This window comes from uncultured Alsobacter sp., from assembly GCF_945952055.1.
GTDB lineage: Bacteria > Pseudomonadota > Alphaproteobacteria > Rhizobiales > Beijerinckiaceae > Alsobacter.
Window position 1 is genome coordinate 86,214 of the sequence record NZ_CAMFHB010000013.1, and the last position, 21,862, is coordinate 108,075.

Genomic DNA, 21,862 nt, shown 5'->3' on the forward strand with positions numbered 1-21,862 from the left:
ACGTGACCAGGGTGACAGCCTTCGTGAGGCGGAGCGCGGAATTCATCGCCGCGCTCCTGTTCGGGGCCATCGTGCTCACCTTCGGGGCCAACATCGTCGCCCGGTACGTCTTCTCCCGCCCGATTATCTGGGCCGACGAACTCGTCGTCGTGCTCCTGATCTGGGTGACGTTCCTCACCGCAGCGCTCGTCACGCAGGAGCGCGAGCAGGTGATCTTCGATCTCGTCTACGAGCGGCTCTCGCCGGCGGGGCGCCGGGTCTTGCTGATCGTCGGCTCGGCGCTCCTGGCGGCCATCCTCGCCGCGGCCTTGCCGGCGGTGATCTCCTACACGGCGTTCCTGTGGCGCGAGCGCACGAACGTCCTCGAATGGCGGCTCGACAGGGTCTACGCCTGCTTCGCATTCTTCCTGATCGTGCTCGTCGTCCGTCGCCTCGCGCTGATCGTCGGGCTGCTGGGTGCCGACTGGCAGCGCACGCTTGCCGCTGTCGAGGGCCGTGACGCGCCGGCGGGAGACCAGGCATGAGCCTCGCCGTTGGCTGCCTCGTCGCCACCTTCGTCCTGCTCTCGGTGCTTCGGGTACCGATCGCCTACGCGATGTTTTCCGGCAGCATCGTCTACCTGTGGGTCAGCGGCCAGGACGTGGGCCTCGTCGTCGACCAGACGATGAACACGCTGTCGGGCCTCTACGTCCTGCTCGCCGTGCCGATGTTCATCCTGGCCGCCAACGTGATGAACGCGACGACGATCAGCGATCGTCTCTGGGCTGCGGCGGACGCGCTGGTCGGCCGCTGGCGCGGTGGCGTCGGCCACGTCACCGTGCTCGTCAACATCGTCTTCTCGGGCATTAGCGGCAGCGCCGTTACGGACGCGGCCGGACCCGGCATGCTGGCCATGAAGATGATGCGCGACGTTTCGCGCTACCCGGCCGGGTTCTCGGCGGCGCTGATCGCCGCCGCTTCGACCATCGCACCCATCATCCCGCCCTCGATTCCCATGATCCTCTACGCGCTGCTCTCCGGCGCGTCGGTGGGCGCGCTGTTCCTGGGTGGCGTCGTGCCGGGCCTGCTGATGGCGGGCTCGCTGATGGTCGCCATCGCCATCACGGCGCGCACGCGTGGCCTGCCGCGCGGCGAGGCGGTGCCGATGCACAAGCTGCCCGGCGTCCTCGGCCGGGCGCTGGTGCCGATGACGCTGCCGCTCGTCCTCCTGGGAGGCCTCTTCTCGGGCGTGTTCACGCCGACGGAGGCGGCCGCGGTGGCGGCGATCTACGCCATCCTGCTCGGTATCATCGTCTACCGGAACCTCGGGCCGCGCACGCTCATGGCGGTCATGCTGGAATCGGCCCGGCAGTCGGCGGTGGTGATGGTCCTCATCGCCAGCGCCTTCGTCGTGAACTATGCGATCACCTCCGAGCAGATCGCCGTGCGCCTCGCCGACGCCGTCTCGGCCTGGCACTTGCAGCCGCTCGCGTTCCTTCTCGCCGTGAATGCGCTCTTCCTGGTCCTCGGCTGCTTTCTCGACGCTTCCGTGCTGCTGCTCGTCTTCGTGCCGGTCCTGCTGCCCGCGGCCAAGGCGCTCGGGCTCGACATGGTGCACTTCGGGGTGGTCGTGATCGTGAACCTGATGATCGGCCTGATAACACCGCCCTACGGGCTCTTGCTCTTCGTGTTGGCGGCGCTGGGCCGCGTGCCGCTGATGGAGATCGTCCGCGAGATCTGGATCTTCATCGTGCCGCTGATGACGGTGCTGCTCCTGCTGATCGTCTTCCCCGACTTCGTCCTCGCGCTGCCGCGCTGGGCCGGGATGATCAAGTGAAGGCCAGAGGCTGCTCATGAATGAGAGCAAGTCGCTGGGCGAATTGTCCATCTGAGCGACGCTAGCGGTTCCCCCGCTCCTATGTCCCTCATCCTGAGCCGGCCGCAACGCGGCCGAGTCGAAGGACGCAGAATGGTGAAGAGGCGCCGGTTTGCGTCCTTCGACTCACGGCCCTATGGGCCGTGGCTCAGGATGAGGGGCTTGGGGGCGATTGGGAGAAAGTTTCACAAGCTTTCAGGATGAGGACCGTGGGTGTGTCTGGGCCCCGAGAAGCGCCCCCGACGCTATCCCACCAGCTGCCGCGCGGCGCGTCCCAGCACGCGGGCGGCGATCGGCAGGAGCGCGTCGGGGAAATCATAGTCGGGGTTGTGCAGGCTCGGGTGCCTCTCCCCGGCTCCGATGAACACCATCGCCGAAGGCGCCGCGTGGCCGAAGATGCCGAAGTCTTCTGACGCCCGGAAGGGTAGGCGACCGGGGGAGTGCTTCACACCCTCGGCGTCCATCGCGCGAGCGAGCTCGGCCACGGCGGCCGGGGCATTCTCGACATGCGCGAAGACCTCGTGGAACGAGATCGCCACGCGGAGCCCGTTGTCCGCCGCCGCGGCCTGGGCGAGGAGGGTGGCGCGCGCGACGAGGTCGTCCATGCCGGTATCGGTCAGGGTCCGCAGCGTCGCCCACACCTCGCCGGCTCCCGGAGACACGCCAAAGGCCGCCGCGCCCATCGCGGCGTGCGTCACGGTAGCCATGGCGAGCGGGCCGCCCTGCGCGCGGGGGCCGAGCGCCGCCAAGGCCGTCATCAGGCTGGCAATCGCGGGCATGGGCGAGATGCCGTTCTCGGGCTCGGAGGCGTGGGAGGTCTTGCCGGCGAAGCCGATCTTCATGCCGCGGGAGGCGCAGTTGACCACGCCCGGTGCCAGCCAGGCCTCGCCCAGCGGCAGGCCCGGCATGTTGTGCCAGGCGAACGAGATGTCGGGCGCAATCGCCGCGAAGGCGGGGTCGGCGACGACGGCGCGCGCACCGGCGCCATTCTCCTCGGCGGGCTGGAACATCAGCACGACCCGGCCGCGGGCGGGGCGCTGCTCGCCGAAGGTCATCGCGAGCAGGGCCAGTGTCGCCATGTGGCCGTCGTGGCCGCACTGGTGGCCCTTGCCGGCGATGGTCGAGCGCCAGGGTGCGGTCGCGGTGTCCTCGATGGGGAGGCCGTCGAGCTCGCAGCGCAAGAGCACGGTCGGGCCGGGCTGGCCGCTGTCGTAGACGGCCGCGACGCCATGGCCGCCGAGCCCGGTCAGCACCTGGGACGGGTTCGTGGCCGAGACGAGGGACACGACCGTCGCGGCGGTGTGCTGCTCCTCGCCGGACAGCTCCGGCGCGGCGTGCAGGGCGCGCCGGAACGCCACGGCGCGTTCCAGGCTGCGCGGATCGATGAGGAAGGTCACGATGTCATCGCCGTCAGAGCGGGTTGTACCCAGGCTTCTTGAACAGGATCCCGGGCTTCTGCACGATCTCCGGCTTGTACACCGTCTCGACCCAGGCCTCCGGCGCGACGTCCTCGATGCTCACCGAGACGGACGCCTCGGAGCTGCCGGCCACGGCCATGATGGCTTTCGTGATCTCGTCGGCCAGCGCCTGCTTCTGCTCGGCGCTGCGGCCCGGGTACATCTTCACGATCACATGGGGCAAGGGAGTGCTCCTCGAAGGGTGTCTGCCGTCTCAGACGGGCGGGGCAGGGTGCAGGAACGGCCACGGGCTCGTCTCCGAACCGGTGGGAACGGGGACCTCGATGAGGGCAGGCTCGTCCCGTTCGATCGCCTTGGCAAGCGCGGCGCGCAGCGCGTCGGGCGAGGTCGCGCGCGAGGACTCGATGCCGAAGCTGCGGCCGAGCGCGACGAAATCCGGGTTGACCAGGGTGGAGCCGATCGTGCGCCCGCCATAGGACTGCGTCTGGTCGCGCAGAACGTTGCCGTAGGCCTGGTTGTTGAACACGACCGCGACCACGCCGATGCGGTGCTGCACGGCGGTGGCCAGTTCCTGCACGCCGAACATGAACCCGCCGTCGCCGGACACGGAAACGACGGCCTTGCCGGGATTGGCCACCTTCACGCCCAGCGCCGTGTTGTAGCCGAAGCCGAGATTGTCCTGGTAGGCGCAGGTCACGTAGCGGCGCGGTCCGTAGACCGGGAAGCCGAAGCGCGCGGCGAAGCCCATCTGGCTCACCTCCTCGACGAAGAAGCCGTCGCGCGGCAACACGTCCCGGATCACGTCGAGGTAGGCGATCTGAGGCTGCACGCTCGAATAGCGCTCGCGGGCGTCGGCGTTGAGCGCGGCGAACCGCTCTCTGGCATCCGGCCGGTCGCGCCTGGCAACGGCTTGCGTCAGCGCCACCGCTCCCTCCCGCGCGTCGGCGACGACGGCGACGTCCGGCCTGAGGCGGACCATCTCGGTGGGGTCGATGTCGATGCGGATGATCTTCAGGCCGGGCGGCTGCCAGCGCCAGCGCATGTATTGCAGCTCGAGCCGGGTGCCGATGCCGATCACGAGGTCGACTTCCGGCCACATGGCGTAGGCCGCGACGAAATTGAGATAGTGCGGATGATCGTCGGGCACGACCCCCTTGCCGGAGCGGTGCGAGGTCACTGGCGCCCCGATCCGTTCGGCCAGGGCCGCCACGGCCTCACCGGCCTCGAAGGCGCCGCCACCGACCATGATCAGCGGGTTCCTGGCCGCGGCGATCAGCGCCGCGGCCTGCTCGATGGCGACGGGATCGACCGTGGGTGCTGGCCGCGGCGACGCCATGGGCAGGTCCGCGCGCGGTCCGCTGCGACCGTAGACGTCCCACGGGGCCTCGATGGCGCCGGGGCCCTGGCGGCCCGACAGCATCGTGCCGATGACGTCGGCGAGGACGGGCCCTGCCTGCGAGGGGTGGTCGATGCGCTCCGCCACCCGCGTGAGGCCGCGCAGGGTGGCGAGCTGATCCGGCAATTCGTGCAATTGGCCGCGGCCCTGGCCGATGAAATGGGACATGATGTTGCCGGTGATGCACAACACCGGCGCATTGGCGCCGTAGGCCGTGCACAGCGCGGCGCCCGAGTTCAGCACGCCGGGTCCGGGCACCACCGTGTAGGCGCCGATGCGGCCGGTGGAGCGGGCATAGCCATAGGCCATGTAGCCCGCGCCCTGCTCGTGCCGAGTCTGAATGAAGCGCACCCGGTCGCGCACGCCGTAGAGCGCATCGTTGAAATCGTAGAGGTGCGCGCCGGGAAGTCCGAAGACCGTATCGATCCCGTGCTGCACCAGCGAGCGCGCCAGCGCCTGCCCCGTGGTCTCCCGGCTGTTCATGCCAGCGCTGCTCCCTGTCCGTGTCCGGCCCCATTCTGGCCAACCGCGCGTCGCGCGCCAGTGCGAAAGCGGCTGGCTCCCCGGTCGTTTTGCTGTGGATGCGGCTTGACCCGCTTGCGGCAGGCCTATGAAATCAGGGTTTCCCGCCAAAGGAGCGAGGCCTGGAGCCTCGCCGAGGAGATCCGATGTTTCGTTCTCTCGCGCTCGTTGCCTTCGCCGCCTCGCTGGCCGCCGCCCCGGCGGTCGCCCAGACCAAATGGGACCTGCCGACCGGCTACCCGGTCAGCAATTTCCACACGGTGAACCTGCAGAAGTTCGCCGACGCCGTGAAGGCCGGCTCGGGCGGCAAGCTCGAGATCGTCATCCACCCCAACGGCTCGCTGTACAAGGCCAACGAGATCAAGCGCGCCGTGCAGACCGGCCAGACGCCGGCCGGCGAGGTGCTGATGGCCAACCTCGGTAACGAGAACCCGATGTTCGAGGTGGACGGCGTGCCGTTCCTGGCGACGTCCTACGACGCCGGGCGCAAGCTGTACGCGGCCCAGAAGCCGTACGTCGAGAAGATCCTCGACGGACAGGGCATGAAGCTCCTCTACGCCGTCGCGTGGCCGCCGCAGGGCATCTACTCGGCCAAGCCCGTGGCCTCGGTGAAGGACCTCGAGAACGCGCCCTGGCGCTCCTACAGCCCGGCGACGGCGCGCATCGGCGAACTGCTGAAGGCCCAGTCGGTGACGGTGCAGGCGGCCGAACTCGCCCAGGCGCTCTCGACTGGCAAGGTCGTGGCCATGATGACTTCGTCGGCCACGGGCGTGGACTCGAAGGTCTGGGAGCAGGTGAAGTTCTACTACGACACCCAGGCCTGGCTGCCGAAGAACATGGTGATCGTGTCGAAGGCCGCCTTCGACAAGCTCGACAAGGCGACGCAGGACCTGGTGCTCGCCGAGGCCGCCAAGGCCGAGGCCGCCGGTTGGGCCGACAGCCAGAAGGTCGCCACCGACACCAAGGCGACGCTCGTCCAGAACGGCATGACGGTGCAGCCGCCGTCGGCCGCGCTCGCCGAGGGCCTCGCCGCCATCGGCAAGACGATGACGGAAGAGTGGGAGAAGAAGGCCGGCGCCGACGGCGCGGCGCTGCTCGCAACGTTCCGCAAGTGACCGCGGCGGTGGAGCGGGGCCCCCTGCGGCGCGGCCTCGACGGGCTGTACTTCGCGGGGGGCGTGCTGGGCGCCATCTTCCTGGCGGCGACCTGCGTCCTGATCCTGGGCAATGTCGGCGGCAGCCTCCTGCGAGTCGTCACCCGCAGCCTCGACGAGTTCGCCGGCTACTGCATGGCGGCGAGCGCCTTCCTCGCGCTCGCCTACACGCTGCGGTCGGGCGAGCACATCCGCATGACGCTGATCCTGCAGTCGCTGCCGGCAATCCTGAAGCGTCCTGCCGAGGCGCTCGCGACCGCCATCGGCGCGGTGTTCGCGGCGTTCATCGCCTGGTACGCGATCAAGCTCTGCTGGGTGAGCTACACCATCAACGACCTCAGCCAGGGCATCATTGCGCTGCCGCTGTGGATTCCGCAGAGCGCCATGGCTGTGGGCTCCGCCATCTTCGCGGTCGCCATGCTCGACCGCCTCGTCTGCGTGCTCGCCGGCTGGCCGGTGCCCGAAGACCAGTCCGACGCCAGGACCGACCGCTGATGGGCGAGCTTTCCACCGTCGGCCTGCTCATCATTGCGCTGTTCGTGCTGCTCGGCAGCGGCGTCTGGATCGGCCTGTCGCTGATCGGCGTCGGCTGGATGGCCATGGCCTTCTTCACCGCGCGTCCGGCGGGCGACGCGATGGCCGTGACCGTGTTCGGCTCGCTGTCGAGCTGGACGCTGACCGCGCTGCCGCTCTTCATCTGGATGGGCGAGATCCTGTTCCGCTCCAAGCTCTCGGAGAACATGTTCTCGGCACTGGCGCCGTGGATGGGGCGGGTCCCCGGGCGGCTCCTGCAGACCAACGTCGTCGGTTGCGCCATCTTCGCGGCGATTTCCGGATCGTCGGCGGCGACCTGCGCCACCATCGGGAAGATGACCCTGCCGGAGCTCAAGAAGCGCGGTTATCCCGATTCCATTGCGATCGGCTCGCTCGCAGGCGCCGGCACGCTCGGGCTGCTGATCCCGCCCTCGCTGATCATGATCGTCTACGGCGTCTCCGCCGACGTCTCGATCGCCCGCCTGTTCATCGCCGGCGTGATCCCCGGGATCATGCTGGCGCTGCTCTTCGGCGGATACCTCGCCTGGTGGGCGTGGCGGAACCCGCAGGAGGTGCCGGTCGACGATTTTGCCGGGTTGGGCTTCGGCGAGAAGATCAGGCGCTCGGGCGGGCTCATCCCGACCGTGCTGCTGATCATGGCGGTGCTGGGGTCCATCTACACCGGCATCGCGACGGCCACGGAAAGCGCGGCGATCGGCGTCGTGGGAGCGCTGGTGCTGTCGGCGGCGCAGCGCACGCTGACGCTGCAGAACTTCATCGCCGGCCTGATGGGGGCGACGCGCACCACCACCATGATCATGCTGATCCTGGCCGGCAGCGCCTTCCTGACGATCGCCATGGGCTTCACCGGCCTGCCGCGCGATCTTGCCCTGTGGGTCAAGAGCCTGAACCTCAGCCCGCTGGCGCTGATCGCGGCGCTCACGGTGTTCTTCGTGATCCTCGGCTGCTTCCTCGACGGCATCTCCATGGTGGTGCTCACCATGGCCGTACTGCTGCCGATGGTGCAGGCCGTCGGCTTCGACCTCGTCTGGTTCGGCATCTTCATCGTGCTCGTCGTCGAGATGGCGCAGATCACCCCGCCGGTCGGCTTCAACCTGTTCGTGCTGCAGGGCATGACGGGGAGGAACATCTTCTGGATCGCGAAGGTGTCCTTCCCGTTCTTCGTGCTGATGGCTGCCGCGGTGGCGCTGATCGTCGCATTCCCAGGGCTGGCGACCTGGCTGCCGGGGCAGATGATGGGGAAGTGAGACAGTCTCACCGCACGCGCCAAATGGGTCCTGAACAGAGGCAGAGGTCTTTGCTCGCTCTCTGAGTTCGTCTTGGCCGGGCTCGGCCCGGCCATCCACGACTTTGGAGCGGTTGAGAGCTCTCGTCGTGGGTGCCCGGGCCAAGCCCGGGCATGACGTGCGGAGGGGTGGGAGCGTCAGCGAGGACAGAGAGCGAGCTGAGGCCTGGCTCACGGCACCATGAACGTGTCCTTCGCCACATAGACCACGCGACCCTCGCCGTCCCGTGCCTCGAAGGTCACCGGCCCGCCGGCCTCGGCCGGGCCCGTCACCGTGGCGCGCACCTCGACGGTTGAATCCGCGTCGACGATCACGTGCGCCTGCCCGACCACCTTCGCCGTGAGCCGTGGGTCCTGGATCGTGATGGTCAGCTCCTGGTCGCGGGCGCCGCGGTTGAGGAGGCGCAGGGTGTAGCCGTTGCGGATGGCGCCGTCCGAGAGCCGCACCCAGGTGGGGTTGCGGTCGTGGAGCGCGGTGAGTGAGCCGGTGGAGCGGTGGGCCAGCGCCACGCCCATGCCGCCGGTGAGGACGACGACGACTGCGGCGAGGCCGAGCGTCTTGGGGCGCAGCACCCGGAGCCGCCCGGGAACGCCGGCGCGGCCGCGCTCGATATTGGCCCAGCTCTCGTAGGCGATGAGGCCGCGCGGCCGGTCGAGCTTGTCCATGACGCTGTCGCAGGCATCCACGCACAGGCCGCAGTTGATGCAGGCGAAGCTCGGTCCTTCGCGGATGTCGATCCCGACGGGGCACACCACGACGCATTGCAGGCAGTCGATGCAGTCGCCGGCGGGCTCGCCGCGGCTGCGCAACTCGGCGGCCTTCTTGGCCGAGACGCGGATCTCGCCGCGATAGTCGCGGTAGTTCACGGTGAGCGCCTCGGGATCCCAGATGGCGCCCTGCAGGCGCGGCCACGGGCACATCCAGGTGCAGACCTGCTCCCGGGCGAAGCCCGCCAGCGTGTAGGTGAGCGCGGCGACGATGCCGATCCAGGAATAGGCGAGAACGCCGGCCTCGCCGGTCGCGAGGTCGCGCAGCGTCTCGCGGGCGTCGCCGAAGTAGAGGACGAGGGCCGTTCCGGTCCACAGCGCGATCGCCAGCCAGATCGCGTGCTTCAGGGCGAGTTCGGCGATGCGCCGAGGGCTTAGTCCCGCCTCGCGCTTCTTCAGGCGGTCCCGCCGGTCGCCTTCCACGAGGCGCTCGACCCACAGGAAGAGATCCGTCCAGACGGTCTGCGGGCACAGGAACCCGCACCAGATTCGGCCTGCCACAGCGTTCATCAGGATCAGCAGCACCGAGGCCAGGATCAGGAGGCCGGTGAGGTAGTAGAGCTCCTGCGGCCAGATCTCGACGAAGAAGGCGTAGAGCCGGCCCTTGGTGAAATCGAACAGGATTGCCTGGCCCGGTTCGTCCGGCCCGCGGTCCCAGCGCAGGAAGGGCAGCAGCCCGTAGACCGCGAGGCAGAGGGCCAGGGCCGCCGTCTTGATGCGGCGGAAGCGTCCGCGCACCGACTGGGGGACGACGGGGCCACCGGGACGCCGCGTGTCGGCCTTGCGCGGGGAGGGGGCTGGGCGGGGCGCGCCGGCATCCTGGGAACGGCGGCGGGCGTGGGAAATGTCGAGGGCGACCATGGCGGCTCCGGGGGAAGAGCCAAAGTGGTAGCCGGGGCGGGCGAGGGGCTATTTGTCGGGGCGCAAAGAGGGGGAGGGTTATGGGAGCTGAGGCCCTCCGATCTGCGCTCTCTCACATGCTCCCTCTCACCGTCATCCCCGGGCTTCGGCCCGGGGATCCACGACTTCCGAGCGGTTGAGAGCGCTAGTCGTGGGTGCCCGGGCCAAGCCCGGGCATGACGCCGAGAGGTTGAGAGATTGCTGGGAAGTCGCGGCCCCGCCCTGCCTAAGCCGCGCCCTTCGAGGCCATGGCCGCCACCGGCGCCTCCACGCCGTCGGGGATCGGGCACACATAGGGCGTCCTGGCCGTGCGCCTTGCCAGGTCCGCCTTGGCGGCGGGAATGAAGCCCGGGTCCATCAACGCGTCGGCGGCGGTGGCGGCGATGACCTTGGCGACGTGGACCATGCCCTTCTTGGCCGCGGGCGACTTGCCCTGGGCGGTGAGCTGCCAGGAGTGGAAGGGCGTGCCGATGGCGCAGGTGGCGCCGTTCATCTGCACGAGCGGCACGACCCAGCTGACGTCGGCGACGTCCGTCGAGCCCATCATCGGCGGGCGCACGATCTCGGGCGCCACGACGATGTCGCACAGCGCCTTGTCCTGCGGCTCGCCGAGGCCGAAGCGGGCATAGGCATCGGCGATGTCGTCCTCGCTGAGCGTCTTCTGGATGTCGCGGGCGAAGGCGCGGTCGGCCTCGTCGAACTCGGGCGGGCCGAGCCGCGAGAGGTTCTTCCACATGAGGTCCTCGAGCGGCTTGTTGCCGAGGAGGTTCGACACGGCGCTGAGGACCGTCATCTCGACCTTGGTGTCGGTCATCATCGCCGCGCCCTGGGCGATGCGGTGTACGCGGGCCACGAGGTCGCGCATGCCGGGAAGGTTGGGCGACCGGATCGAGTAGCGCACCTTGGCGGTGGCCTGCACCACGTTGGGCGCGATGCCGCCGCCGTCGATCATGGCGTAGTGCACGCGGCAATCGGACGGCATGTGCTCGCGCATGTAGTTCACGCCGACGTTCATCAGCTCGACGGCATCGAGCGCGCTGCGCCCGAGATGCGGCGAGCCGGCGGCGTGCGAGGCCCGGCCGGTGAAGGTGAAGTCACAGCGGGAGTTGGCGAGCGAACTCGCCTGGGTCACCTCCGCGAAGCATTCCGGGTGCCAGCAGAAGGCGAGGTCGACGTCGTCGAAGGCGCCGGCCTTCACCATGAAGGTCTTGCCGGCGCCGCCCTCCTCGGCCGGGCAGCCGTAGTAGCGCACGCGCGCCTTGACGCCGTTGGCGGCGAGCCAGTCCTTCACGGCGGTGGCGGCGAGCATGGCGCCGGCGCCGAGCAGGTTGTGACCGCAGCCATGGCCGTTGCCGTTGGCCTCCACCGGGCGGTGCTCGGCGACACCGGCCTCCTGGCTGAGACCCGGGAGCGCATCGTACTCGCCGAGGATGGCGATCACCGGTCCCTCGTCGCCCGCCTCGCCCATGACGGCGGTGGGGATGCCGGCGACGTTCTGCGTCACCCGGAAACCCTGGCGCTCCAATTCGGCCGTGTGCTCGGCGACCGAGCGCACTTCCATGTAGCAGGTCTCGGGCATGGCCCAGACGCGGTCGCTCAGCGCCTCGAACTCCTGGCGCTTGGCGTCGACATAGGTCCAGATGCTGTGGGTGTTCTGCATGGCTCGGCCCGCTCGTGGTGGAACGGGCACGAGCTTACGCCGACGGATCGGCCGCCGTCATCTTGGCTTCGATGGACCGCCAGGATTCCTGCAGCAGCAGCGACATGGCCTGCTCGGCCTTGCTGGGCTCCCGGGCGACCATGTGGGCGATGACGCGCGAGAAGAAGCGGATCGAGCTCTTGCGCCACTTGGGGTCCGAGAGCGTCGCCTGGCGGATGAAGGCGATCTGGTCCTCGTGCTGCTCGATGACCTCGACGATGCGCTGGTTCGGGCAGAGCGCGTACATGGCCGCGCGCAGGCGGGCATTGGCCTCGCGGTAGCTCTCGCCGGTGTGCTTCGCGCCGAAGACGTCGTCGGCGAGCGCGGCGAGGCTCTGCAACTGCTCATCGCTCGCGGTTTCGGTGGCACGGCGGACGGCATAGGGCTCGAGCCGCTGGCGCATCTCGAACACCTTCTCGATGTCGTCGAGCGAGTGGTGCGGGAAGCGGAACCCGCGGCCGTCCTGAACCAGCAGGCCGTCGCGCGCCAGAAGGGCGAGGGCCTCCCGGGCGGGCGTGCGCGAGACGCCGTAGTCGCGGGCGATGCCGTGCTCCTGCAGCTTCGCATCGGCCGAGAAGTCGCCCCGGCGGATGGCCTCGCGCAGGTTGTCGTAGACCTGGCTGCGGAGGTCGGGCACGCGCTGGATCTTGTCTTTCATGGCCGTCTCCGCTGCGCGTCGGTGATGCGCCATTCCCTCCGCGCGTCATCCCCGGGCTTGGCCCGGGGACCCACGACTTTGCGGCGCCGGGCCGAAGTCGTGGATGGCCGGGCCAAGCCCGGCCAGGACGGCTGAGAGAGGGATGCACGATGTTCCATGATGACCACTTGCAGCCTCGATGGGCCTCTCATAACGTATACGGTAGACGCCATCCGGTAAGCCGGTCAATCACGTTGACAGGCCGGGGTGGTGGCTCGAAGCTCGGGGAAGGTGACGGGGCGTTGTCGATGTCGTTTCTGGACCTGAAGGTCGCCACCGCGGCCCGCGAGACGGAACTGATCCGCCGCCTCGTGCTGGAACCCGTCTCGGGCGCGCTGCCGGCCTTCGAGCCCGGTGCCTCGATCACCCTGCACATCCCGGGCGTGGGCCGGCGTCGCTATTCGCTGGTCAATGCCGATCCGGCGGCCCACGGCACGCCGCCCAAGCACTACGAGCTGGCCGTGCGGCTGGAGGCCGAGGGCGGCGGGGGCTCGCGCTGGGTGCACCGGCTCAACCCGGGCGACGTGGTGCGCGCCGAGGCGCCGCTGAACGAGTTCGCGCTGGCGGCCGGCTCCCACCCGGTGCTGCTGCTGGCCGGCGGCATCGGGGTCACACCGCTCATCGCCAAGGCGGCCGCGATGAAGGCGCAGGGGCGGCCGTTCCGGTTCGTCTATGCGGCGCGCCGGCGCGAGGACTTCGCCTATCTGCCGGTGCTGCGGGCGCTCGCGGGCGACGACCTCGTCCTGCATGCCGACGACGAAGCCGGGCGCGTGCTCGACGTTCCCGCCTTACTGGACTCGCTCCCGGCTGGCACGGAGGTCCATGTCTGCGGCCCGAAGCCCATGCTGGCGGCCGCCGTCGACACGGCGAGGGTGCTCGGCTGGCCCGAGGGCCTGCTCTGCTTCGAGCGCTTCTACAGCCTCGGCGAGGTGGACGACGCCCCGGCCGCCATGGCCGGCGACGGTTCCTTCGAGGTGGAGATCGCGAGCACGGGGCAGGTCATCACCGTGCCGGCCGACAAGACCATCGTCGCCGCCATGCTCGACGCGGGTTTCGACCCGCTGTGCGACTGCATGCGCGGCGAATGCGGCGTCTGCCAGACGACCGTGCTGGAGGGCGTTCCCGACCACCGGGATTCGATCCTGAGCGACAGCGAGCGTGCCGCCGGCAAGCTCATCCAGATCTGCATCTCCCGCGCCAAATCCCCCCGCCTGAAACTGGACCTGTAAGGAGGGCTGACCATGGGACGCTACACCGACAATCCCCAGGCCATCCGTGACCTCGTCCGTGAGACGGAGGTTCATCGCGATGTCTATACGGATCCCGAGATCTTCGATCTCGAGATGAAGCACCTGTTCGCCAACACCTGGGTGCATGTGGGCCATGCCAGCCAGGTGCCCAATCCCGGCGACTACTTCACGACGACCATCGGCTCGCAGCCGGTGATCATGGTCCGCCACACCGACAACACGGTGAAGGTGCTCTACAACAAGTGCCCCCACAAGGGCACCAAGATCGCCATCGACGGATGCGGCAACGCGGGCAAGTTCTTCCGCTGCCCCTACCACGCCTGGTCGTTCAAGACCGACGGCAGCCTGCTCGCGATCCCGCTGAAGAAGGGCTACGAGAACACCGGCTTCGAAGGCAGCCACGCGGCGCAGGGCATGGCGCCGGTGAAGCACGTGAAGAACTACCGCGACTTCGTCTTCGCCAAGATGAACGACGGCGGGCCCGACTTCGAGACCTTCTTCGGCGACAGCCTGTCGAGCCTCGACAACATGATCGACCGCTCGCCGGTCGGTAAGCTCGAGGTGGCCGGCGGCGTGCTGCGCTACATGCACAACTGCAACTGGAAGATGCTGGTCGAGAACCAGACCGACACCTGCCACCCGATGGTCGCGCACGAGAGCTCGGCCGGCACGGCGGTGAACATCTGGAAGTCGGTCGAGAACACCGGCGTCAAGAAGCCGATGGCGGTCGAGATCTTCGCGCCCTTCATGAGCCCCTACGAGTTCTACGAGGGCATGGGCATCCGGGTGTGGGACAACGGCCACGGCCACACCGGCGTGAACCATTCGATCCACTCGGACTATTCGGCGATCCCCGGCTACTTCGACCAGATGGTCGCCGCCTATGGCGAGGAACGGGCCCGCAAGATCCTGGGCGAGAACCGGCACAACACGGTCTACTTCCCCAACATCATGATCAAGGGGCCGATCCAGCTCCTGCGCATCTTCCGGCCGCTGGCCGCCAACAAGACGCTGGTCGAGAGCTACACCTACCGGCTCGTCGGGGCGCCGGACCTGCTGCTCGAGCGCACGCTCATGTACAACCGGCTCATCAACGCCCCGACCTCGGTCGTCGGCCATGACGACCTAGAGATGTACGAGCGCGCCCAGGAGGGCCTCGCGGTCGACGCCAACGTGTGGGTCAACCTGCAGCGCCTCTACGATCCCGCCGAGCAGGGCCAGCCCGAGGCCGTCAGCAACGGCACGACCGAATGGCAGATGCGCAACCAGTTCCGCGCATGGGCCAAGTACATGACGGCCGCGATGTGAGCGGGAAGGAGACAGCCGTCATGACCCAGCCTTCCGACGCCGATCTCATCGCCTTCGTCGTGCGCGAAGCCCGCATGCTCGACGAGCACCGCTTCGAGGAGTGGCTCACGCTCTTCGCCGAGGACGGGAAATACTGGATGCCGCTCGAATGGGGCCAGACCGACCCCGTGCTGACCGGCTCCCTGATGTACGAGGACCCGCTGCTGCTGCGCATCCGTGTCGAGCGGCTCAAGGGCAACCGCACCTTCTCGCAGAAGCCGAAGAGCCGCTGCCACCACGTGCTGCAGACGCCGACCGTGGACAGCCGCGACGACGCGGTCGGTGACTACCATCTCTACACGCCGTTCCACTATGTCGAGACGCGGCAGGACGAGCAGACGCTTTATGCCGGCTGGGCGCGCCACCACCTCGTCCTGCGCGACGGGGCGTTGCGCATCAAGCTGAAGCGCGTCGACCTCGTGAACTGCGACGCCGCCTTCGGCAACATCCAGCTCTTCATGTAAGGCCCCCCGCGATGGCAGAGCCGACCACCGTCCACGCGGCGCTGCGCGCGACCGCGGGACGCCACCCCGACCGCCCGTTCCTGTGCGTCCTGCCGGAAACGGCGGCGATCTACGGGATCGCGGCGGGCGAGATCCCTTATGCGGCGATGCTCGCCGGCGTGGAGGCCCAGGAGGCCGCCTATCGCCGCGCGGGCATCGGCGCCGGGCACCGGGTCGGCCTGCTGCTGGAGAACCGGCCGGCCTTCTTCCGGCACTGGTTCGCGCTCAACGCGCTCGGCGCCTCCGTGGTGCCGATCAACCCGGACCTGCGCTCGGCCGAACTCGAATACCTCGTCGGCCATTCCGAGATGTGCGCCGCGGTCGTCCTGCCGAACCGGATCGCCGACATCGTGGCGGCCGCCGCCGCGAACGGACGCGCGATCCCGGTCGTCGGCCCGGACGAGGCGCTGCCGCCCGTCACCGATCCGCGCGAGCCGGACGCCGCGGCCGGGCGCGACACCGAGTGCGCGCTGCTCTACACCTCCGGCACCACGGGCAAGCCCAAGGGCTGCGTGCTCACCAACACCTACTACCTGAACTCCGGCCGCTGGTACGCCACCGTCGGCGGGCTCGTGCAGCTGCGGCCCGGCGTCGAGCGCATGCTCACACCCCTGCCGCTCTTCCACATGAACGCCATGGCGACCTCGACCATGGCGATGTTGATGTCCGGCGGCTGCCTCACCGTGCTCGATCGTTTCCACCCCAAGACCTGGTGGGCAAGCGTGCGCGAGGCACAGGCCACCATCGTCCATTATCTCGGCGTCATGCCGCCCATGCTGATGGGCGCGCCGGAGCAGCCGAGCGACCGCGACCACCACGTCGTCTTCGGCTTCGGCGCGGGGGTCGACGCCAAGCTCCATGGCGCCTTCGAAAAGCGCTTCGGCTTTCCGCTCATCGAGGCCTGGGCGATGACCGAGACGGGGGGCGGCGTGGTCGTCGTCGCCAACGAGGAGCCACGGCGCCTCGGCATGGCCTGCTTCGGCCGGCCGGATGCCGACACCGAGTACAGGATCGTCCGCGACGACGGCAGCGATTGCGCCGTCGAGGAGCCGGGCGAGCTGCTGGTGCGCCGCGCCGGGCCCGACCCGCGGCACGGCTTCTTCCGCGAGTACCTGAAGGACCCGCAGGCGACCGAGGAGGCGTGGGCCGGCGGCTGGTTCCACACCGGCGACGTGGTGCGCCGCGACGCCGAGGGTTTTCTCTACTTCGTCGACCGCAAGAAGAACGTGATCCGCCGCTCGGGCGAGAACATCGCCGCCGTCGAGGTTGAGAGCGTGCTGCTGCAGCACCCGCAGGTGGCGGCCGCCGCCTGCGCCGCGGCGCCCGACGCGGTGCGCGGCGACGAGGTCTTCGCCTGCATCGTCGCGCGCACGAAGCCCGCGGACGCCGCCGCGCGGCAGGCGCTCGCCGCCGACATCGTGACCCACTGCCTCGGGCGGCTCGCCTACTACAAGGCCCCAGGCTACGTCGCCTTCCTCGACGCGCTGCCCGTCACCGCGACCCAAAAGATCCAGCGCGGCACGCTGAAGCAGGTGGTGCTCGACCTCCTGCAGGATCCCGACGTGGTCGACACGCGCCCCATGAAGTCGCGGAGGTCCTGAGATGCCGCGCATCGCCCCGGCCCCGCGCCAGGACTACGGCGACGTCGTGCTCTGCGCGCCGGTGACCGTGCCCTACGAGCGCTACTCGCCGCAGAGCGCCCAGTGGTGGATCGGCCGCGCGCTGAAGGCGCTCGTCGACACCGCGGGCCTCGAACCGAAGGACCTCGACGGCTTCCTCGTGTCGAGCTTTTCCCTGTTTCCCGACGCGGCCATCGGGCTCACCCAGCACTACGGGCTCTCGCCGCGTTGGCTCGACCACATCCCGATGGGCGGGGCGAGCGGTATCCTGTCGCTGCGCAAGGCGGCGCGCGCGGTGCAGAACGGGGACTGCAGCATCGCCGCCTGCGTCGCGGGCGACACCAACCACGTCGACATGTTCCGCAAGTCTCTGTCGACGTTCAGCCGCTTCGCGCAGGACGCCGTGTTCCCGTACGGCTCGGGCGGGCCGAATGCGAGCTTCGCGCTGATCGCGCGCAACTACATGGCGATGTACGGCGCGACCCGCGAGGACTTCGGCAAGCTCGCGGTGGCGCAGCGCCAGAACGCGCTCGCCAATCCGAACGCGCTCATGAAGAAGCCGCTGACGCTCGACGAGTACCTCAACGCGCGGATGATCTCCGACCCGATCGGGCTTTTCGACTGCGTGATGCCGTGCGCGGGCGCGGAGGCGTTCCTGGTCATGCGCGAGGCCGAGGCGAAGGCGCTGGGCCTGCCCTTCGTGCGGCTGCTCGGCACCATCGAGCGTCACAACGCCCATGCCGGCGACCCGATGCAGCACCGCGGCGGCTGGACCGTCGATATCGGCGAGCTCTGGGCCATGGCGGGCGCGAAGCCCTCCGACCTCTCCTTCATCCAGACCTATGACGACTATCCCGTGATCTCGACCATGCAGCTCGAGGACCTCGGCCTCTGCGCCAAGGGCGAGGCCAAGGATTTTATCAGAGCCAACACGTTCACCGCGGATGGCACGTGCCCGCACAACACGTCGGGCGGGCAGCTCTCCGCCGGGCAGGCGGGGTGTGGCGGCGGCTTCATCGGGATCACCGAGTCGATCCGCCAATTGACGGACAGCGCGCGGGGCACGCAGGTGAAGGACGCCAGGCTTGGGCTCGTCTCGGGCTTCGGCATGATCACCTATGACCGCGGCCTCGCCTCCGGCGCGGCCCTGCTCGGGAGGGCGTGAGATGACCAAGCCTCTCGCTCCGCCGCCGCGCAAGAACCCGCTCAAGCGCACGCGGCTTCCCGTGCCGCCGCCGGACATGCGCAGCCGCCAGGCGCACATGCTGACCCGCGCGGCCGCCGAAGGCAGCTTCGGCCTGCCGGGCTGCCGCGACTGCGGCAAGCTGCACTATCCGCCGCGCGATGCCTGTCCGCATTGCCTGTCGTCGCGCATCGCCATGCTGGAGTGCTCGCCGGCCGGCACGCTGGCCGCCGTGACGACGACGACGGTGTCGAACAACGTCTACTACCGCGAGCGCAGCCCCTGGCGCAGCGGGATCGTGGTCATGGACGCCGGGCCGAGCGTCGTGTCCCATGTCCACGGCGACTGCACGGAGCAGGGGAGGGTGCGCCTGGAATGGCGCCTCGACCGCAGCGGCAACGCCGTGGCCTTCGCCGTCCCCGAGGCGCCGACGCCCAACATGATGGACGATCCGCAGATGCGCGAGATGACCTTCGATCCCAAGCATCGCCGGGTGCTCGTCACCGACGGCCGCACGCCGGTGGGCCGCGCCGTAGCCAAGGCGCTGTCCGATGCCGGGGCGTCGCTGGTCTTCGTCGGCATCGCCGACGCCTGGAAGCCGTTCCCGGGGCGGGCGGCGCTCGAGGCGATCAAGGGCGTCGAGATCGTGCCGCTCGACGTCACCAACGGCGACAGCGTCACGGAACTGGCGGACTCGATCGGCGCGCGCGTCGACATCGTCGTCAACACGACGCAGCACATCCGGCCGGGCGGCCTCCTCGACCGCAACGGCGTCGCGGTGGCGCGCGAGGAGCTGGAGGCGGGCTATCTCGGCCTCGTGCGGCTCGCGCAGGCCTTGGGGCCGGTGATGCGCTTCCGCGGTGCCGACGGGGCCAACAGCGCCTGCGCCTGGGTCAACGTGCTCTCTGTCTACGCGTTGATGCCGTGGCCGGCCTATGGCGCATGGTGCGCGTCGCAGGCGGCGATGCTCGGCGCCTCGCTGTCGCTGCGTACGGAGTTGCGGGCCGGCGGTGTCGGCGTGGTGAACGTGTTCACCGGGCCCACCGAGGACGAGTGGTTCCAGACGCTGCCGCCACCCAAGGTCGGTGCCGAGCCCATCGCGCGGGCCATCGTCGACGCGCTCAGGCGCGGCATCGAGGACGTCTATGTGGGCGATGTGGCGCAGGACGTGCGGGCCCGGCTCGATCTCAATCCCAAGGCGCTCGAACGGGAGCTCGGAGCATGACCGCCTCGCTCGCTGACTTCGCGCTCGCCATCGCCTCGGGCGGCATCAAGGTCGTCGACCTCACCCAGACGCTGGCGCCGGAGTTCCCGGCGCTCGTCCTGCCGCCGGAGCTCGGCCAGTGCGCGCCGTTCCGCATGGAGGAGGTGTCGCGCTACGACGCGCGCGGCCCCGCCTGGTACTGGAACAATATCTCGATGAGCGAGCACTGCGGCACGCATTACGACGCGCCGATCCACTGGGTGACGGGGCGGGATCTCCCCAACAACAGCGTCGACACGATCCCGGTGGAGCGCTTCGTGGCGCCGGCCTGCGTCATCGACTGCTCGGCGGAGTCCGCCGCCAACGCGGACTTCACGCTCGAGGTCGCCCACATCGAGGCGTGGGAGGCGAAGCACGGCCGCATCCCCGAAGGCTGGTGGGTGCTGCTGCGGACCGACTGGTCGAAGCTCGACGCGGCCGGCTATGCGGGGCTTCGCGAGGACGGCGCGCACACGCCGGGGCCGTCGCCCGCCGCCATGCGCTTCCTCGTCGAGGAGCGCGGGATCCTGGGCCTCGGCACCGAGACCATCGGCACCGATGCCGGCCAGGCGCACCACTTCGTGCCGCCCTATCCGGCACACCACTACCTGCACGGCAATGGCCGCTACGGGCTTCAGTGCCTGTGCAACCTCGACCTGCTGCCTCCCCGCGGTGCCATCATCGTCGCGGCGCCTCTGAAGATCCGGCAGGGCTCCGGCTCGCCGCTGCGCGTGCTCGCGCTGGTGGAGGGCTGAACCATGGCGGGGCAGCGCACGGCGCTCGTCACGGGGGGCGCCGCCGGCATCGGTGCCGCGCTCTGCGCCTCGCTGCTGGCGGATGGGTATTCCGTCGTCTCGATCGACCGAAACCAGCCTGCCGCAACTGTTCCGGGCCGCACCGATCTGGTCTGCGATCTCACCGACATCGCCGCAACCGAGGCGGTTGCGCGCGAGGTCGCAGCGCAGCACCGGATCACGCACTTCGTCCACAACGCCGGCACCGTTCGCGCCAACCTCATGGAGAGCGCGACGCCGGCCGACCTCGCTGCGCTCACGCAACTGCATCTGGGCTCGGCGCTTACGCTGGCGCAGGCGGTGCTCCCCGGCATGAAGGACGCCGGCACCGGCCGCATCGTGCTGATGAGCTCGCGCGCCGCGCTCGGCACGGTGACCCGTACCGCCTATTCCGCCACCAAGGCCGGCGTCATCGGCATGGTCCGCACCTGGGCCCTCGAGCTCGCCCGCCACGGCATCACCGTCAACGCCGTCGCCCCCGGCCCGATTGGCGGCACGGACATGTTCCACGAGGTCCTGCCGAAGGGCGACCCCCGCATCGAGGGCCTCGCCGCGTCGATCCCGGTGAAGCGCCTGGGCACGCCCGAGGACGTGGTCAACGCGGTGCGGTTCTTCATCGCCGACGAGTCGGGCTTCGTGACGGGGCAGACGCTCTACGTGTGTGGCGGAGCGAGCGTGGGGCAGGCGGGGGTGTGAGGCAACTCAAACCCGTTGCTCCACCCGTTGTATTGACACTGTGGATACGTTCTTCCATATTGAATCGATGGTCAAAGCGCGCGCCACGGCATCCGGATCTGTCCACTCCACGTCTGCCCGACTCGTGGAGCGCCCTTCGACGGCTGATGCCAAGGGCAGCATCAATTTGCGGATCGAAGCCGGAACGCGCCAACTGATTGACGACGCTGCCGCAGTTCTCGGAAAGACTCGCACCGAGTTCATGATCGAAAGCGCGAGACGGCAGGCCGTGGACGTTCTTTTGGACCAGCGTTTGTTCACGCTGGACCCGGAGCGCTACGATGCTTTCGTGCAGGCGCTCGACAATCCGCCTGCACCGGGACCGAAGCTGAAGGCGCTCCTTCGCCGGACCCCGGCATGGCAAAAGTAGGCGACAGGCAAACTCCACCCGAGCCAGGCCTATCGCCTCCCGTTCCTTTGGCGATGGAGCACGATACGTCGGCGTTCGATTGTGGCGAGCCTGCGCTGAATGATTGGCTTCGCCTGCGCGCCATGAAGAATGAAGGCCGGTTTTCGCGGACCTATGTCGTTTGCAAAGACAACCAGGTCGTCGGCTATTTCTGCATTTCGGCAGGGACCGTCGAGCGCCGAGCGGTCCCCGGCAAGATCCGCCGCAATGCGCCCGACACGGTTCCGGTGTCCGTCATCGGACGATTGGCCGTCTGTCGTTCTCATGCGGGCAAGGGACTGGGCGCAGACTTGCTTTCAGACGCACTGCGCCGGATTGCCGCGGCATCGCAGAACATCGGCATCGGCGCGGTTTTGGTCCACGCCAAGAGCGATGCCGCCAAGAGGTTTTATCTGCGCTGCGCTGAGTTCATCGAATACCCCGAGGATAGCCGAACGTTGTTCTTGCCGATCGAAACGGTAGTTGCGGCCTTCGGCTGACCCCTGGGGTTTGCCAACACTGGGCTCTTTGATGCTGCGCCGAGAGGCGGCG

21 protein-coding genes are annotated in these 21,862 nt (G+C 69.0%); 15 read left to right on the forward strand and 6 right to left on the reverse strand.

The features are described from left to right. Window positions 1-2 precede the first annotated feature (2 nt). Window positions 3-524 (forward strand): TRAP transporter small permease, encoded by a 522-nt coding sequence (locus Q0Q47_RS12290; protein WP_293859640.1) that lies wholly within the window; start codon window positions 3-5, stop codon window positions 522-524. Beyond that, a complete protein-coding gene (locus Q0Q47_RS12295; protein WP_293859643.1) occupies window positions 521-1,816 on the forward strand; it encodes a TRAP transporter large permease in 1,296 nt (431 codons plus the stop codon). The genes Q0Q47_RS12290 and Q0Q47_RS12295 overlap by 4 nt, the downstream gene beginning before the upstream one ends. A 284-nt stretch (window positions 1,817-2,100) precedes the next feature. On the opposite strand, the gene Q0Q47_RS12300 is transcribed toward Q0Q47_RS12295, so the two are convergent. Genes Q0Q47_RS12300 through Q0Q47_RS12310 form a run of 3 tightly spaced genes read right to left on the reverse strand, consistent with a single transcriptional unit; the run spans window position 2,101 to window position 5,152 of the window. Next, window positions 2,101-3,252 (reverse strand): amidohydrolase, encoded by a 1,152-nt coding sequence (locus Q0Q47_RS12300; RefSeq protein ID WP_293859645.1) that lies wholly within the window; start codon window positions 3,250-3,252, stop codon window positions 2,101-2,103. 13 nt (window positions 3,253-3,265) lie between these two features. Next, window positions 3,266-3,487, reverse strand: coding sequence for a tautomerase family protein (locus tag Q0Q47_RS12305; RefSeq protein WP_367278240.1), 222 nt, complete (start codon window positions 3,485-3,487; stop codon window positions 3,266-3,268). Between the two features lie 39 nt (window positions 3,488-3,526). Continuing rightward, window positions 3,527-5,152 carry a thiamine pyrophosphate-dependent enzyme gene (locus Q0Q47_RS12310; RefSeq protein WP_293859651.1) on the reverse strand — a complete coding sequence of 542 codons (1,626 nt, stop codon included), beginning with the start codon at window positions 5,150-5,152 and terminating at the stop codon, window positions 3,527-3,529. A gap of 185 nt (window positions 5,153-5,337) precedes the next feature. Between Q0Q47_RS12310 and Q0Q47_RS12315 the strand changes: the two genes are divergently transcribed. The 3 genes from Q0Q47_RS12315 to Q0Q47_RS12325 are packed head-to-tail and all read left to right on the forward strand — an operon-like array spanning window position 5,338 to window position 8,146. Further along, window positions 5,338-6,306 (forward strand): TRAP transporter substrate-binding protein, encoded by a 969-nt coding sequence (locus tag Q0Q47_RS12315; RefSeq protein ID WP_293859654.1) that lies wholly within the window; start codon window positions 5,338-5,340, stop codon window positions 6,304-6,306. Then, window positions 6,303-6,839 carry a TRAP transporter small permease gene (locus Q0Q47_RS12320; protein ID WP_293859657.1) on the forward strand — a complete coding sequence of 179 codons (537 nt, stop codon included), beginning with the start codon at window positions 6,303-6,305 and terminating at the stop codon, window positions 6,837-6,839. The genes Q0Q47_RS12315 and Q0Q47_RS12320 overlap by 4 nt, the downstream gene beginning before the upstream one ends. Further along, window positions 6,839-8,146: a TRAP transporter large permease gene (locus tag Q0Q47_RS12325; RefSeq protein ID WP_293859659.1), complete on the forward strand. Its 1,308-nt coding sequence runs from the start codon at window positions 6,839-6,841 to the stop codon at window positions 8,144-8,146. The genes Q0Q47_RS12320 and Q0Q47_RS12325 overlap by 1 nt, the downstream gene beginning before the upstream one ends. A gap of 209 nt (window positions 8,147-8,355) precedes the next feature. Here the strand turns inward: Q0Q47_RS12325 and ccoG are convergent, their stop codons facing one another. The 3 genes from ccoG to Q0Q47_RS12340 form a co-directional block, all read right to left on the reverse strand. Then, window positions 8,356-9,813, reverse strand: coding sequence for a cytochrome c oxidase accessory protein CcoG (gene ccoG / locus Q0Q47_RS12330; RefSeq protein ID WP_293859662.1), 1,458 nt, complete (start codon window positions 9,811-9,813; stop codon window positions 8,356-8,358). A gap of 265 nt (window positions 9,814-10,078) precedes the next feature. Beyond that, window positions 10,079-11,512 carry a M20 family metallopeptidase gene (locus Q0Q47_RS12335; protein ID WP_293859664.1) on the reverse strand — a complete coding sequence of 478 codons (1,434 nt, stop codon included), beginning with the start codon at window positions 11,510-11,512 and terminating at the stop codon, window positions 10,079-10,081. Window positions 11,513-11,546: 34 nt separating this feature from the next. Then, window positions 11,547-12,209 (reverse strand): GntR family transcriptional regulator, encoded by a 663-nt coding sequence (locus Q0Q47_RS12340; protein ID WP_293859666.1) that lies wholly within the window; start codon window positions 12,207-12,209, stop codon window positions 11,547-11,549. Between the two features lie 287 nt (window positions 12,210-12,496). Between Q0Q47_RS12340 and Q0Q47_RS12345 the strand changes: the two genes are divergently transcribed. From Q0Q47_RS12345 to Q0Q47_RS12390, 10 genes are all read left to right on the forward strand, one after another. Continuing rightward, window positions 12,497-13,477 carry a PDR/VanB family oxidoreductase gene (locus tag Q0Q47_RS12345; RefSeq protein WP_293859669.1) on the forward strand — a complete coding sequence of 327 codons (981 nt, stop codon included), beginning with the start codon at window positions 12,497-12,499 and terminating at the stop codon, window positions 13,475-13,477. A gap of 12 nt (window positions 13,478-13,489) precedes the next feature. After that, window positions 13,490-14,806, forward strand: a complete 1,317-nt coding sequence (locus Q0Q47_RS12350) for an aromatic ring-hydroxylating dioxygenase subunit alpha (protein WP_293859672.1) — start codon at window positions 13,490-13,492, stop codon at window positions 14,804-14,806. 20 nt (window positions 14,807-14,826) lie between these two features. After that, a complete protein-coding gene (locus Q0Q47_RS12355) occupies window positions 14,827-15,309 on the forward strand; it encodes an aromatic-ring-hydroxylating dioxygenase subunit beta (protein WP_293859675.1) in 483 nt (160 codons plus the stop codon). A gap of 11 nt (window positions 15,310-15,320) precedes the next feature. Continuing rightward, a complete protein-coding gene (locus tag Q0Q47_RS12360) occupies window positions 15,321-16,949 on the forward strand; it encodes an AMP-binding protein (protein WP_293859677.1) in 1,629 nt (542 codons plus the stop codon). Window position 16,950: 1 nt separating this feature from the next. Further along, a complete protein-coding gene (locus Q0Q47_RS12365) occupies window positions 16,951-18,132 on the forward strand; it encodes a thiolase family protein (protein ID WP_293859679.1) in 1,182 nt (393 codons plus the stop codon). Window position 18,133: 1 nt separating this feature from the next. Further along, a complete protein-coding gene (locus Q0Q47_RS12370) occupies window positions 18,134-19,375 on the forward strand; it encodes an SDR family NAD(P)-dependent oxidoreductase (protein ID WP_293859682.1) in 1,242 nt (413 codons plus the stop codon). Further along, on the forward strand, window positions 19,372-20,148 hold the full coding sequence (locus Q0Q47_RS12375) for a cyclase family protein (protein ID WP_293859685.1): 777 nt from the start codon (window positions 19,372-19,374) through the stop codon (window positions 20,146-20,148). The genes Q0Q47_RS12370 and Q0Q47_RS12375 overlap by 4 nt, the downstream gene beginning before the upstream one ends. A gap of 3 nt (window positions 20,149-20,151) precedes the next feature. Then, window positions 20,152-20,883, forward strand: coding sequence for an SDR family oxidoreductase (locus Q0Q47_RS12380; protein WP_293859688.1), 732 nt, complete (start codon window positions 20,152-20,154; stop codon window positions 20,881-20,883). A gap of 67 nt (window positions 20,884-20,950) precedes the next feature. Beyond that, window positions 20,951-21,292, forward strand: a complete 342-nt coding sequence (locus tag Q0Q47_RS12385) for a DUF1778 domain-containing protein (protein WP_293859774.1) — start codon at window positions 20,951-20,953, stop codon at window positions 21,290-21,292. Beyond that, complete coding sequence (locus Q0Q47_RS12390; RefSeq protein ID WP_293859691.1) at window positions 21,280-21,810, forward strand: GNAT family N-acetyltransferase; 531 nt, start codon at window positions 21,280-21,282, stop codon at window positions 21,808-21,810. Before Q0Q47_RS12385 ends, Q0Q47_RS12390 begins: the two co-directional genes overlap by 13 nt. The last annotated feature ends 52 nt before the right edge of the window (window positions 21,811-21,862 follow it).

Coding starts and splice junctions, on each gene's coding strand:
- Q0Q47_RS12295 (WP_293859643.1), top strand. CDS start 521: ATGAGCCTCGCCGTTGGCTGCCTCGTCGCCACCTTCGTCCTGCTCTCG.
- Q0Q47_RS12310 (WP_293859651.1), bottom strand. CDS start 5,152: ATGAACAGCCGGGAGACCACGGGGCAGGCGCTGGCGCGCTCGCTGGTG.
- Q0Q47_RS12315 (WP_293859654.1), top strand. CDS start 5,338: ATGTTTCGTTCTCTCGCGCTCGTTGCCTTCGCCGCCTCGCTGGCCGCC.
- Q0Q47_RS12325 (WP_293859659.1), top strand. CDS start 6,839: ATGGGCGAGCTTTCCACCGTCGGCCTGCTCATCATTGCGCTGTTCGTG.
- ccoG (WP_293859662.1), bottom strand. CDS start 9,813: ATGGTCGCCCTCGACATTTCCCACGCCCGCCGCCGTTCCCAGGATGCC.
- Q0Q47_RS12335 (WP_293859664.1), bottom strand. CDS start 11,512: ATGCAGAACACCCACAGCATCTGGACCTATGTCGACGCCAAGCGCCAG.
- Q0Q47_RS12340 (WP_293859666.1), bottom strand. CDS start 12,209: ATGAAAGACAAGATCCAGCGCGTGCCCGACCTCCGCAGCCAGGTCTAC.
- Q0Q47_RS12345 (WP_293859669.1), top strand. CDS start 12,497: ATGTCGTTTCTGGACCTGAAGGTCGCCACCGCGGCCCGCGAGACGGAA.
- Q0Q47_RS12350 (WP_293859672.1), top strand. CDS start 13,490: ATGGGACGCTACACCGACAATCCCCAGGCCATCCGTGACCTCGTCCGT.
- Q0Q47_RS12355 (WP_293859675.1), top strand. CDS start 14,827: ATGACCCAGCCTTCCGACGCCGATCTCATCGCCTTCGTCGTGCGCGAA.
- Q0Q47_RS12360 (WP_293859677.1), top strand. CDS start 15,321: ATGGCAGAGCCGACCACCGTCCACGCGGCGCTGCGCGCGACCGCGGGA.
- Q0Q47_RS12365 (WP_293859679.1), top strand. CDS start 16,951: ATGCCGCGCATCGCCCCGGCCCCGCGCCAGGACTACGGCGACGTCGTG.
- Q0Q47_RS12370 (WP_293859682.1), top strand. CDS start 18,134: ATGACCAAGCCTCTCGCTCCGCCGCCGCGCAAGAACCCGCTCAAGCGC.
- Q0Q47_RS12375 (WP_293859685.1), top strand. CDS start 19,372: ATGACCGCCTCGCTCGCTGACTTCGCGCTCGCCATCGCCTCGGGCGGC.
- Q0Q47_RS12380 (WP_293859688.1), top strand. CDS start 20,152: ATGGCGGGGCAGCGCACGGCGCTCGTCACGGGGGGCGCCGCCGGCATC.
- Q0Q47_RS12385 (WP_293859774.1), top strand. CDS start 20,951: ATGGTCAAAGCGCGCGCCACGGCATCCGGATCTGTCCACTCCACGTCT.
- Q0Q47_RS12390 (WP_293859691.1), top strand. CDS start 21,280: ATGGCAAAAGTAGGCGACAGGCAAACTCCACCCGAGCCAGGCCTATCG.